Genomic DNA, 12,923 nt, shown 5'->3' on the forward strand with positions numbered 1-12,923 from the left:
TGTGGCAATAGCCCCGTTGAACAATCTGACAAATTCCTTTATCTTAGGACCGGCATGCGAAAGATTAGTTCCTACATACTGTTAGTTTTTTTCCTTGTATCTCCCTTCCTGGTGAAAGCACAAATCACGCAGTTTAAAGACAGTGTTATACAGATCTCCGGTATCACTATGACCGCAGACAGCCTGCGCGCCATACCGGCTGTAAGCATCGTGATCAGGGGGCAAGGCAGGGGAACCATCTCCAACAGCCAGGGCGTGTTCTCTATTGTGGCTTTTAAAGGCGATAGCCTTAGCTTTAGCGCCGTAGGTTTTAAAAAGAAGGAATACCGGATCCCAACGGACCTGAAAGGGAATAATTTTTCCATGATACAGTTGCTGGTAGAAGATACCACCTATCTGCCGGTGACGATCATCAAACCCTATCCCAGCAAGGAGGAGTTTGATAAGGCTTTTATCAGCGATGATATACCGGATGATGAGTATGAGATAGCGCGTAAGAATACCCAATCCGCTCAACTCAGGGCACTGGCGCGTTATATGCCGGTAGACGGGCGCGAGGCGGTGAACAGCTACATGCAGAAACAGGCAAAATCCCTTTACTACGCGGGACAACCAGCTCCCCAGAATATCTTCAACCCCCTGGCCTGGGCCCAATTCATACAGGCGTGGAAAGAGGGTGATTTCAAGAAAAAAGACGATTGAGTTAATTTGCTAATGTGCTGATATGCTAATGTGCTGAAGAGGTGCATAGTGATATTTGTGTTTATACATTGGCGTGCCTGCATGTTATATGCAGATTTCATCCTACATTAGCAGATTAGCATATCAGCACATTAGCACATTAAATTTCAGTTATGCACCAAATAGCAGTCATCGGCGCCGGCACTATGGGAAACGGCATTGCACACGTTTTTGCACAGCACAATTACAAGGTGAACCTTATTGATGTTTCAGCGCCTGCGCTGGAAAAAGCGCTTGGCGTGATCCAGAAGAACCTGGACCGGCAGGTGGCCAAAGAAAGCATTACCGCCGAAGTAAAGACGCAAACCCTGCAAAATATTACCAGTTTTACTTCTATTGCAGAAGGCGTTAAAAATGCCTCGCTGGTGGTGGAAGCCGCTACGGAGAACAGCGCGCTAAAGCTGAAGATCTTTGCAGAGCTGGACCAGCATGCGCCTGCAGATGCGATACTGGCCACTAATACCTCCTCCATCTCTATTACCCGTATAGCCGCTGCCACCAAACGTCCGGAGAAGGTGATCGGCATGCATTTTATGAATCCCGTACCTGTTATGAAACTGGTAGAGATCATCAACGGTTATGCCACTGACAAGGAAGTGACCAGCACCATTGTAACGCTGTCAGAAAAGCTGGGCAAAGTACCCTGTGTGGTGAATGATTATCCCGGTTTTATTGCCAACCGTATACTGATGCCCATGATCAATGAGGCCATTTGCTCCCTGTATGAAGGGGTGGCCGGCGTGCAGGAAATAGATACCGTGATGAAACTGGGCATGGCCCATCCGATGGGACCTTTACAGCTGGCAGACTTTATTGGGCTGGATGTATGCCTTTCCATACTGCAGGTATTACATGATGGTTTTGGCAATCCTAAATATGCGCCCTGTCCCTTGCTGGTGAATATGGTAACAGCCGGTTACCTGGGCGTAAAAACCGGCGAAGGTTTTTATAAGTATACCGCCGGCAGCAAAGACCTGGTGGTGAGCAGCCGGTTTAAATAACCCTTACTTCCAACCCGTAAATATCTTTTAAACGCAGCAGGCACAGTTCCTGGTTAGATTTGGGAACGCCTATCTGCATAGCGCAAAACAACTGCAACTCCTGGGAAAGGATGGAGCAGTTGTTTTGTTTTACGGCCATCATCACTTCATTGAGGATGGTGTAATCAAAACTGAGCTCGTATTTTATCTCTACATTCTTTTGTACGGCGGGTATAAGCTGCAGTACCAGGGCGGTAGCTGTTTTATAGGCGTTAATAAGACCCGGGGCGCCCAGGAGGGTGCCGCCAAAATAACGGACTACGATCACCAGTACATCGGTGAGCTGTTTGCTGTCTATTTGTCCCAGAATAGGTTTGCCGGCCGTGCCGGAAGGCTCGCCATCGTCGCTGGCGCGGAACTGCAGGCCATCAGTGCCCAGGCGGTAGGCAAAGCAGTGGTGGGTGGCTTTGGGGTGCTCTTTTTTAACCTCCTGCAGGCGCTCCTTCACTTCGTCCGCATTCCTTACCGGGTACGCGTATGCGATGAATTTGCTGCCCCTGTCCTTGTATTCTGCTGTTGCCGTTTTCTCAATTGTAAAATAAACTTCCATTGTTGTTTTTGCGTGTTTCGCCTGGTGGTGATGCTGTTTTGATAGCCATCAGTTATGCATTACTGCATTATGTTTTCCTGTAGTACAGGATCCTATCCCCTTCCAGGGTGGTTTCTTCCATTAATAATGCGCGGGGCAGTACAGGGGCTTTTACGCCATCCGGTAACATGTTGCTGCCGTTGATCACGCGGGCCTCGTCCCAAAGGCCGGCTTCTACAAAACGTTGCAACAGGTAGGCGCCGCCTTCTACCAATACGCTGATCACCTTTTTTTCATGTAAGCGCTCCATGAGCTGGGGCAGTATGGGCTGCCGGAAATCTGTATAGATGGTTTCCGTTAACCCCTCGCTGCCAGCCGCTTTCTCCGTAAAGAACCAGGTAGGCACGCTGCCATCCCGCAGGCGGTAATGGGCAGGCGTTTTCAGCTCCCGGTCTATTACCAGCCGTATAGGGTCTTTACCCGTCCACAGGCGGTTGGTAAGGCGCGGATCGTCCGTAAGGGCGGTATTGGTGCCTACCATAATGGCCATTTCCTCGCTGCGCCAGCGGTGCACCAGGCGGTCGCTGTACTCGTTGGAGAGGCGTACCGGCTCCCCGCTAAGGGTGGCCATAAATCCCGCCGGACATTGCGCCCATTTGAGCACAATATAGGGCCGTTTCTTTTCATGGTAGGTGAAGAAGCGGCGGTTCAGCTCGCGGCAGGCCCTTTCCAGCACGCCGGTGGTGACTTTTATGCCGGCTTTCTGCAACTTTTCAATGCCTTTTCCGCTTACCTCAGAAAACGTATCGGTACAGCCTATTATCACTTCCGGGATACCCTGGGCCACGATCAGGTCTGCACAGGGCGGCGTTTTCCCATAATGCGCGCAGGGCTCCAGGCTTACATACATGGTAGCGCGCGTGATCAGCGGGCGGTCTTCTTCCGCCACGCTCCGTACACACTCCACTTCCGCATGCGCCTGGCCGTACTGGCGGTGATAACCTTCGCCTATAATGCGGCCCTGGTGCACCAGCACGGCGCCCACCATGGGGTTAGGCGCTGCATGGCCGGCGCCCAGTTGGGCCAGCTGCAGGCAGCGTTGCATAAAAAGTTCGTTTTGCTGGTGGTTCATGCGCAGAACATGTTAAATTGCAAAAATATCATTTTCAAATCATTGCATGAACATACAAACTGCATTTACCTATGTCACCGATACCATTGTACCCCTGTATTCCGCCAGGGAAGCGGCTAACGTGGCACATCTGGTGCTGGAACATATCACCGGTCTGAGTAAACTGGACCGTGTTGTTTTTAAGGAAAATATCTTAACGCCCGTTCAGGAAATACAGCTGGAAGAGGCGGTGAACGCCCTTTTAGCACAACAGCCGGTACAATATGTGACCGGTACGGCCTGGTTCTGGGGTATGGAGCTGCTGGTGAACCCCCAGGTGCTCATTCCCCGCCCGGAAACGGAGGAACTGGCAGATTGGGTGATCACCGATGCGCGGGATGGCAAACATGATATACAGGTCAAGGACAGGATATTGGATATTGGTACCGGCAGCGGATGTATCCCCCTGGCTATCAAAAGAGAGCTTACCCATGCCACCGTATGGGGGATAGACGTCAGCCCCGGCGCGGTGGAGACTGCCGAGGCCAATGCAGCCCGGCAGCGCCTGGATGTGCATTTTGAACAGGTAGATGTATTAGATGAACTGGCTACCGCAGCATTGCCGGATTTTGATGTGATCGTCAGCAATCCTCCCTATATTAAACATAGCGAACGCACCGGTATGCAGGCGCAGGTACTGGACTATGAGCCATCCCTGGCGTTGTTTGTCCCGGATGAGGATGCCCTGCTGTTTTACCGCCGTATAGGGCAGCTGGCATTGAAAATACTGCCAGATGGCGGCAAACTGTACTTTGAAATAAATGAAGCGTATGGGAAAGAGGTGGTGACGTTACTACAGGAACAGGGGTTTAAGGACGTGGAGTTACGGCAGGATATTTTTGCGAAAGACAGGATGGTGAAAGCGGTGAAATAAATGCGGACAGGAGATGTGCAGATGGGGCTGATGAGTGGATGAGCTGGATATAACAGAATGTGCAGCAATGCTGAGTTTGAAGGGGAATCCACAGTAATAATTTGCGCAGAATGTTTCGTAGTTTCTACACTGATCCGGGTAGTGACCAGTATTATCAGAGAGAAGGCCGTTCTGGCATGATAATGGTATTTACTTATCTAAAGAACGGTGATTTCCTAACTAACCTTATCCTCTTCCCTAAAAAGAAGACGGGATAAAAACTGAAAGGAATAAGCGTTCAATGATAGGGATGCATATTTAACAATATGCATCTCTTTTTTTTGCCTATTCCTTACGCTGCGGGTTGGCGGTAGCCAGCACTACACGGGCGCCAATTTCGCGGGATACTTCCATTACCCGCACCACATCCTCTACCGGTACGGTCTTCTCTGCATTGATCACAATAGTAGCGCCGGCGGTGTCCCTGGCAAGGGCAGGCACCAGCATTTGCTTCAGGCTTTCGAAGGGCACTTTATTGGTGCCAACAAAGAACTCCCGTTTGTCATTTATGCTCACCACCACGGTTTGTTTGGCCTTGGTATTACTCTTGGCCTTGGGCAGGGTAAGTTTTATAACGTTTGGATTTGCCAGGGTAGATACGATAAGGAAGAACAACAGCAGAATGAACAGGATGTCATTCAATGCTGAGTTATGTAGTTCTACCGACCGTTTACCTCTTCTGCTGCGCAAATTCATGCTGAATAATTAATAATGATTGATGAAGGATCATTAACTGTTACATCGTCTTGGCGGGCTCCTGCAGGATGTCTATAAACTCTGCGGAGGAAGCTTCCATCTTATTCACCACCTTGTCTATCTGCGCATTGAGGAAACTATAACAGATGTATGCCACGATACCGATGATCAACCCTGTTGCGGAAGTGATCATCTTTACATAGATACCGCCGGCGATGGTGCCCAAGGTGATATCTGATGTGATGGAGATGTTGAAGAAGGTCTGGATCATACCGGCAATGGTACCCAGGAAGCCGAACATAGGCGCAATACCGGCAATAATGGCCAGCACCACCAGGTTCTTTTCCATCTTGTATATTTCCAGCTTGCCCACGTTCTCCATAGACCGTTCTATGTTCTCAATGGGTTTGCCAATACGTTGAATACCCTTATCTATCATACGGGCAGCCGGGTTGGCGGTGTTCTTGGAAAGGGAACGGGCTGCCTGTATGTTGCCACCGGTGATATGATCGCGGATCATGGGCATGAAATTCTCTTCTATGCGGCCCGCTTTGGCGATGGTGATATATCTTTCCACAAACACAAAAACTGCTATCAGCGATAAGATACCAAGGGGGATCATTAAAACGCCGCCTTTCATCAACAGATCCAACAGCTGGATATGCTGATCTGCTGCAACGGCGTTAGCGGCAGTAGCCACTGTATCGGCTTTGGGTATCAGCAATGAGTCCTGTAATACTGTAACTAGTCCTGATAACAACATGCATTTAAATTTAAACCTTGCAAAAGTATTAAATTAAGGTACAATAAGTTAATGTAAAAACGGAAAGCGGCGCAAATTATTATCTCAGTAGCGCTATTGACTGCTACCGGGCCTCCTCTTCCCATACCTGCACCAGGTGCACAATGGTTTCCACGGCCTTTTGCATATCCTGTATGCTTACATATTCATGTTTGCTGTGCAGGGCCATCTCGCCCGTGAAGATATTGGGACAGGGCAGGCCCATAAAGGACAGGCGGGAACCGTCCGTACCCCCGCGGATGATCATCCTAAGCGGCTCCACACCGGCGCGGCGTATCGCAGTTTCCGCATGGGCGCATACCTGGGGGTGCTGATCCAGTACTTCCTTCATATTCCGGTATTGGGGATTAACGGCAAAGATGGCGCTGGCTTCCGGGTAGCGCAATAATACCTTTTCCATGATGCCGCGTAGCAGCTGCTCATGGTTGGCCAGTTCCGCGGTAACAAAGTCGCGTATGATAAAGTCTATCTCTGCCTGTTCTACCGTACCGTGTATGCGCACGGGGTGGATAAAACCCTCACGGCCTTCTGTCGTTTCCGGTGAGAGCCGGTCCGTTGGCAGTGCCGCTACTATCTCTCCCGCTATCTTAATGGCGCTTACCAGTTTGCCTTTGGCGGTGCCGGGGTGGATGCCTACGCCCTGGATGGTGATCTTAACGCCATCGGCAGAGAAGGTCTCATCTTCCAGGGAGCCCAGCTCTCCCCCATCCAGGGTGTAGCCATATTGTGCGCCTAGTTTTGTCATATCCAGCTTTTCCACGCCACGGCCGGTTTCTTCATCGGGCGTGAACAGGATCCGTATGGCGCCATGGCGGATGCCCGGGTGCTGCAGCAGGAACCGGGCAGCGTCCATAATGGCGGCTACGCCTGCTTTGTTATCTGCGCCCAACAGGGTAGTACCGCTGGCGGTAATAATATCATTTCCTTTTTTCTGCAGCAGGTAGGGATGTTCTGCCGCCCGGATCACCTGGGAAGGATCATCCGGCAGCACAATATCGCTGCCATCGTATGCACGGTGTATAATAGGTTTTACGTTGGTACCACTACAATCGCTGGAAGTATCCATATGCGAGCAAAGACAGATCACCGGCACCGTTTTATCCGTATTGGCAGGGATGGTAGCGTATACATACCCATGCTCGTCCAGTTCCGCATCGGTAACGCCAATGGCCTGCAGCTCCTGTACCAGCAGGCGGGCCAGGTCTTTTTGTTTAGCTGTGGAGGGGAAGCTGGCGCTTAAAGGATCAGATTGTGTGTCTATCTGCACGTACCGTAAAAAACGGTCTGTAACGGAGTACTTGTAATTGGTAAACATCCTGCAAACGTAAGATTTTCTTTTTTGCCTTGCAGGAGGAAATGAAAATAGAACATCTTACTTATTTACAACTACATTCTAATACAAAAAACCAAATTTTACGCAGTTCACTGTTTATATATACTATCGATTTAGGTTTGCATAGAAAAATACAGGGGATTAATGAAAGGTATTTATATTTGTAACGGTTCTTTACAACACTCAATACTGTTTGCGGTTTCCTTAGGGCGCCCCGCCGCTAAGGGATTAAAAAGGAACCGTGTGCAAATCACGGGCTGACGCGCAACTGTAAGTAACCTTTGCAAAGGTGATGGCCACCAGTTGTCCATTGTTCCGGCTAGTACGCCGGCACGAGAAGGACGGTCCTCATTGTTACAAGCCAGGAGACTTGCCGTAAACAATTTGATGTATGCTTTCGCGGAACAGAGCAATACAACCGATAGTGATCTTCTATGTGAATGACAGACAGGGCTACCTGGCTTTTGTTACACGCCATTGGTCATTGGACATTCTCTTTATTCCCGCCCGCATACCTGCTGTTCAGACCGTATTTCTTTTACCATTAAAACATTGCAAGTATGCAAACGAATGTTCTTGGCTACCCGCGTATTGGCAGCCAGCGGGAACTAAAGAAAGCCTGTGAGGCCTATTGGGCGGGCAAAATGTCTTTAGAGAAACTTCAGCTTACAGCCCGGCAACTGCGCCGGCAGCATTGGGAGATCCTGCAGCAGGCAGGTATTGACCTGATCCCATCCAACGACTTCTCCTTTTATGACCAGGTGCTGGATCTGTGCCTGATGACCGGCGTGATCCCCTCCCGCTTTACGCCGCTATTAAAAAGCCTGGCCAATGCCAACAGTCCCGAGCTGTATTTTGCCATGGCCCGCGGTTATCAGAAGAATGGGCTGGATATCACCGCCATGGAAATGACCAAATGGCTGGACACCAATTATCATTACCTGGTGCCGGAATTTGAAGCAGAGCAGCAGTTCAGGGTCATTTCTACCAAGTGTACGGATGAATTTAAGGAAGCATTATCATTGGGCATCCATACCAAACCTGTGTTGCTGGGCCCTGTCAGCTTTCTGCTGCTGGGCAAAATAAAAGACGGGCAATTACAGATCGCAGACCTGCTGGACCGCCTGCTGCCAGTATACCTGCATCACCTGCAATCCCTGCAGACAGCCGGGGCCACCTGGGTACAGCTGGATGAGCCTTGCCTGGTACAGGACCTTACGCCGGAAGAACACGCCCTTTTCACATATGCCTATACGAAGCTGAAGGCCGGCCTGCCCGCCCTGCATATTATGGTAGCCACTTATTTTGGCAGCCTGCAGGATAATACCGCAATAGCTTTGCAACTGCCCGTACAGGCCCTGCATATTGACCTGGCCCGTGCACCGGAGCAGCTGGAAACTGTACTACAGGAGTTCCCCTCTACCATGCTGCTATCACTGGGTGTGATCAATGGCCGTAATATCTGGAAGAATGATTACAGCCGCTCCCTGGCGCTGATCCGGCAAGCGGAAGCAGCGATCGGCACAGAGCGCCTGCTGCTGGCTACCTCCTGCTCCCTGCTGCATACGCCGTATGACCTGGACCTGGAAACAGACGAACAGGTACTAACCCCGCAGATAAAAAGCTGGATGGCTTTTGCCAAACAAAAAGTACAGGAGCTCAGCGAGCTGCAGCAGATAATGGCGGGCAATACCGCCTTGCTGGCTGCTAACCGCCAAAGCCTGCAGGAGAAAAGCACCGCCGCCATTGTACATAAACCCGCGGTAAAAGCCCGCGTAGCAGCGCTTACTGAAGAAGACGCCACCCGGCTGAGCCCCTTCCTCATCCGGCAGCGACAGCAGGAAGCCCTGTTAAAACTGCCTTCATTCCCCACTACCACCATTGGCTCCTTTCCGCAAACAGAAGAGATCCGCAAGCTGCGGGCCGATCTGAAAAAAGGCAATATTACGCCGGAGCAATATGATACTGCCATCCGCAGGGCGATCATAGACGCCGTACAGCTGCAGGAAAGCCTGCGCCTGGATGTACTGGTGCATGGCGAGTTTGAGCGGAATGACATGGTGGAGTATTTTGGCGAACAGCTGGAAGGTTTTGTATTTACGCAGCATGGCTGGGTACAAAGCTATGGCACCCGCTGTGTAAAACCGCCGGTGATCTATGGCGATGTGCAACGCCCGCAACCCATGACCGTACAATGGAGCAGCTATGCCCAAACCCTGACCACCAAGCCTATGAAAGGCATGTTAACAGGCCCGGTCACTATCCTGCAATGGTCTTTTGTGCGTGATGACCAGCCGCGTGCCGATACCACCCTGCAGATAGCGCTGGCTATCCGTGATGAGGTACAGGACCTGGAAAATGCCGGTATTAAAGTGATACAGGTAGATGAACCTGCCATCCGCGAAGGGCTGCCATTGCGTAAAGCCGACTGGGATGCGTACCTGGACTGGGCCGTGAAGGCTTTCCGCGTGTCCGTATCCTGCGTGCAGGATGATACGCAGATCCATACGCATATGTGCTACTCAGAATTCAATGATATCATTGACCATATTGCCGCCATGGATGCAGATGTGATCACGATAGAAACCTCCCGCTCCCAGATGGAGCTGCTGGAAGCATTTGCCGCTTTCCGCTATCCCAATGAGATAGGGCCTGGCGTATATGATATACATTCGCCCCGTGTGCCTACTACGGCAGAAATGACGGAACTGCTGGAAAAGGCGGTGCAGCTGCTGCCCGCGCGTAATATATGGGTGAACCCTGACTGTGGCCTTAAAACACGCAAATGGGCGGAAACGGAGCAGGCGTTGCGTAACATGGTAGCGGCAGCCAGGGAAATGAGGGCTAATGTGCTGATGTGCTAATGTGCAAATATGCAGATGTGCAAATGATGTAATGATATGGATATGCGAAGATTAATGTATGGATTGCGCTTATTTCGTTAGATTTACTAATGAAATTTGTTGCCCACATATTAAATGTCCGCGACAATACATTTGCACATCTGCACATCTGCACATTAGCACATTAGCACATTGAACCATGGCCTGTCATGAAACCGTCCACTGCCCATGCTGTAATACCGCCTTCGAATGCCGGGTGGGCACCATTCTGCGCTGTCAGTGCCAGGAGGTATCCTTAACGGATGATGAGCGCTTTTTCATCAGCCAGCAGTTTAACGGCTGTTTATGCGCCTCCTGTCTGCAGACTATGAAACAGCAATACAAACAGGAGCAGTTCCGGCAAAGGCTGCAGCAAATATTCAACTTATCCGCAAAGCGATAGATACATTATGTCTTACGAAGAACAGATTGCCCGGTCCGTTACCAGGATCTATAAGGCCGTATTTCCCAATACGGTGAACCATTATGATACCATGTTTGGCGGCACGGCCATGCAGTTGATGGATGAAGTGGCGTTCATTACGGCAACCCGTTTCAGCCGCATGCGGATGGTGACGGTATCCAGCGACCGGATAGATTTCAAGAAACCTATTCCGCATGGCACCATTATAGAATTAGTGGGAGAAGTGATACACGTGGGGAAAACCAGTCTCAAAGTATGTGTAACTGTGTATGTGGAGCAGATGTATTCCAACCACCGGGAGAAAGCCATTGAAGGCAGCTTTGCCTTTGTAGCTATTGACGATCTTAAACGGCCTACGGCGATTGTATTGCCACCGGAATAATTTGCTGATGTGCTAATATACTAATGTGCTAATGAATTACGCGGAGATAGGTCCGGAACCATTAGCACATTAGCATATTAGCACATTGATAATTATACTATTTCTACCAGTTCAATATCAAAGATCAGATCTTCGCCAGCCAGGGGATGATTAGCGTCGAGCGTGACAAATTCAGAATTCACTGCAGCTACTTTTACCGGGAAAACCTGGCCCTGGTTGTTGCTCATCTGCAGCTCCATGCCAATTTCCGGCTTCAGATCCTCAGGTATGTTTGCTTTGGGGAAGTCCATGATCAGTTCGTCGTTTTTAGGACCATATGCCTGATCTACAGGGATCTGAACGGTCTTTTTATCACCCACCTGCATCTCCAGCACGCCGTTATCAAAGCCTTTGATCACTGAACCGGTGCCTACCTTAAACTCCAGCGGATCACGTCCTTCTGAGGAATCAAAAGTAGTACCGTTGGTCAAACGGCCGTGATAATGTACACGTACTGTATCCCCGTTTTTTACTGTTTGCATAAAATAATAATTAAATGTTACTGAATATGTCTCTGTGCAAAGTACGGAAAAAAGATCATGGCGCACAAACTCCGCAATCCGTATTTTTACGCCTATGTACAAGACCCTGCAATTGTTGAGCGTGCTGCTGGCGCTATGCTGGCAAGCCGCCCTGGCCCAAACTACAGTCGTTACCGGCGCCGAAAGAACGGCGGAGTACCTACCCCTGCTCAAAAACAAGCGGGTGGCCCTGCTGGTAAACCAGACCGCAACGATCGGGCCAACTCACCTGGTGGACTCCCTGCTGCAACTACATGTCCGTATCCAGAAGATCTTTAGCCCGGAGCATGGTTTCCGGGGCAATGCGGATGCCGGCGAGAAAGTGGGTAACACCACCGACGAGCGTACTGGCCTTACCATTGTATCCCTATACGGTAAGCACCGCAAGGCAGACGCCAACGATCTCCGGGATGTGGATGTACTGGTATTTGATATCCAGGATGTAGGTACCCGTTTCTATACCTATATCTCCTCCCTGCAGGAGCTGATGGAATCTGCCGCGGAGAACAATAAACCCCTGATCGTGCTGGACCGCCCCAATCCCAATGGGCATTTTGTGGATGGGCCCATACTGGACACGGCTTTCCGCTCGTTTGTGGGCATGCAGCCCATTCCTATAGCCCATGGCATGACGGTGGGGGAATATGCCCGCCTGCTGAACGGCGAGCGCTGGCTGAAGAATAAGGTGCAATGCCGTCTGACCGTGATCACCTGCGAACAATACACCCACCATACCTTTTATCATGTGCCGGTGAAGCCTTCGCCCAACCTGCCCAATATGGCCTCCATTTACCTGTACCCGTCCACCTGCCTGTTTGAAGGAACGGCGCTGAGCCTGGGACGCGGTACGGATAAACCCTTCCAGGTATTTGGCAGCCCGCTGTTCCCCAAAAACCTGTACTCCTTTACCCCGCGCAGTACGCCGGGCGCTAAGGAGCCTCCGTTAAAGGATCAGCAGTGTTATGGGTATGACCTGTCCGGCGCACCGGCAGCCGTATTACAGGAAACCGGCAATCAGATACAGCTCAAATGGGTGATACAGGCATATAAAATGTACCCGCAGCAAGATAAATTCTTTACCCCTTTCTTTAATAAACTGGCAGGCAATGCCCAGCTGATGCAGCAAATAAAGGACGGTAAGAGTGAAGCAGCCATCCGGCAAAGCTGGGAGCCGGGGCTTAGCCAGTTTAAGGCTATCCGGAAAAAATATTTGCTATACAGCGAATAAGGAGATTGAAACAGCCATGCAGCTGTTGTATAGCGGACTACACAACTTAATTGCGGTAGCTATTACAGTGAATAAGGAAGATTGCTGCTACAATACCTGTTATACAACAAATAACGAAGGTAGTACTGCAGGCCTGTTACGCAGCGGATAAGTGAAATTGACCAATCCGGCAAATAGGGTACTTGAATCATGTAATCTGTATTTTTGCGTCCTAAACCATTA

The 12,923-nt window shown here is 50.3% G+C and carries 13 protein-coding genes and 1 riboswitch; of the genes, 7 read left to right on the forward strand and 6 right to left on the reverse strand.

Annotated elements, in window-relative coordinates; genetic code table 11:
* Positions 1-54: 54 nt before the first annotated feature.
* Entirely contained in the window at positions 55-702 is a 648-nt protein-coding gene (locus F0L74_RS28285) for a carboxypeptidase-like regulatory domain-containing protein (RefSeq protein WP_149841251.1), read from the forward strand.
* 152 nt (positions 703-854) lie between these two features.
* Positions 855-1,742 (forward strand): 3-hydroxyacyl-CoA dehydrogenase family protein, encoded by an 888-nt coding sequence (locus F0L74_RS28290; protein ID WP_149841252.1) that lies wholly within the window; start codon positions 855-857, stop codon positions 1,740-1,742.
* Here the strand turns inward: F0L74_RS28290 and F0L74_RS28295 are convergent.
* Both F0L74_RS28295 and ribD read right to left on the reverse strand, forming a co-directional pair.
* Positions 1,735-2,331, reverse strand: a complete 597-nt coding sequence (locus tag F0L74_RS28295) for an IMPACT family protein (RefSeq protein ID WP_149841253.1) — start codon at positions 2,329-2,331, stop codon at positions 1,735-1,737. The genes F0L74_RS28290 and F0L74_RS28295 overlap by 8 nt on opposite strands.
* Positions 2,332-2,398: 67 nt before the next feature.
* On the reverse strand, positions 2,399-3,415 hold the full coding sequence (ribD, locus tag F0L74_RS28300) for a bifunctional diaminohydroxyphosphoribosylaminopyrimidine deaminase/5-amino-6-(5-phosphoribosylamino)uracil reductase RibD (RefSeq protein WP_246197841.1): 1,017 nt from the start codon (positions 3,413-3,415) through the stop codon (positions 2,399-2,401).
* 73 nt (positions 3,416-3,488) lie between these two features.
* On the opposite strand from ribD, the gene prmC reads away from it, so the two are divergent.
* A complete protein-coding gene (gene prmC, locus F0L74_RS28305) occupies positions 3,489-4,355 on the forward strand; it encodes a peptide chain release factor N(5)-glutamine methyltransferase (RefSeq protein WP_149841255.1) in 867 nt (288 codons plus the stop codon).
* 324 nt (positions 4,356-4,679) lie between these two features.
* Here prmC and F0L74_RS28310 read toward each other — a convergent pair whose 3' ends face one another.
* The 3 genes from F0L74_RS28310 to pepT form a co-directional block, all read right to left on the reverse strand.
* Positions 4,680-5,090, reverse strand: coding sequence for an ExbD/TolR family protein (locus tag F0L74_RS28310; protein WP_149841256.1), 411 nt, complete (start codon positions 5,088-5,090; stop codon positions 4,680-4,682).
* 40 nt (positions 5,091-5,130) lie between these two features.
* Positions 5,131-5,853 carry a MotA/TolQ/ExbB proton channel family protein gene (locus tag F0L74_RS28315; protein WP_246197842.1) on the reverse strand — a complete coding sequence of 241 codons (723 nt, stop codon included), beginning with the start codon at positions 5,851-5,853 and terminating at the stop codon, positions 5,131-5,133.
* 103 nt (positions 5,854-5,956) lie between these two features.
* Positions 5,957-7,207 (reverse strand): peptidase T, encoded by a 1,251-nt coding sequence (pepT, locus tag F0L74_RS28320; protein ID WP_149841257.1) that lies wholly within the window; start codon positions 7,205-7,207, stop codon positions 5,957-5,959.
* 197 nt (positions 7,208-7,404) lie between these two features.
* A riboswitch (cobalamin riboswitch) is annotated at positions 7,405-7,617 on the forward strand.
* A 168-nt stretch (positions 7,618-7,785) separates the two neighbouring features.
* Between pepT and metE the strand changes: the two genes are divergently transcribed.
* The 3 genes from metE to F0L74_RS28335 all read left to right on the forward strand — a co-directional run bounded on the left by metE (position 7,786) and on the right by F0L74_RS28335 (position 10,913).
* Positions 7,786-10,089, forward strand: coding sequence for a 5-methyltetrahydropteroyltriglutamate--homocysteine S-methyltransferase (gene metE / locus F0L74_RS28325; protein ID WP_149841258.1), 2,304 nt, complete (start codon positions 7,786-7,788; stop codon positions 10,087-10,089).
* A gap of 178 nt (positions 10,090-10,267) precedes the next feature.
* The gene (locus F0L74_RS28330; RefSeq protein ID WP_149841259.1) at positions 10,268-10,510 is read left to right on the forward strand and encodes a cysteine-rich CWC family protein; all 243 of its coding nucleotides are present in this window, start codon (positions 10,268-10,270) and stop codon (positions 10,508-10,510) included.
* A gap of 7 nt (positions 10,511-10,517) precedes the next feature.
* Positions 10,518-10,913, forward strand: a complete 396-nt coding sequence (locus F0L74_RS28335) for an acyl-CoA thioesterase (protein ID WP_149841260.1) — start codon at positions 10,518-10,520, stop codon at positions 10,911-10,913.
* Between the two features lie 92 nt (positions 10,914-11,005).
* Here the strand turns inward: F0L74_RS28335 and F0L74_RS28340 are convergent, their stop codons facing one another.
* On the reverse strand, positions 11,006-11,434 hold the full coding sequence (locus F0L74_RS28340) for an FKBP-type peptidyl-prolyl cis-trans isomerase (protein ID WP_149841261.1): 429 nt from the start codon (positions 11,432-11,434) through the stop codon (positions 11,006-11,008).
* 94 nt (positions 11,435-11,528) lie between these two features.
* Here F0L74_RS28340 and F0L74_RS28345 point away from each other — a divergent pair, with 94 nt between their 5' ends.
* Positions 11,529-12,701: an exo-beta-N-acetylmuramidase NamZ family protein gene (locus F0L74_RS28345; protein ID WP_149841262.1), complete on the forward strand. Its 1,173-nt coding sequence runs from the start codon at positions 11,529-11,531 to the stop codon at positions 12,699-12,701.
* The last annotated feature ends 222 nt before the right edge of the window (positions 12,702-12,923 follow it).

This window comes from Chitinophaga agrisoli (assembly GCF_008386695.1).
GTDB lineage: Bacteria > Bacteroidota > Bacteroidia > Chitinophagales > Chitinophagaceae > Chitinophaga > Chitinophaga agrisoli.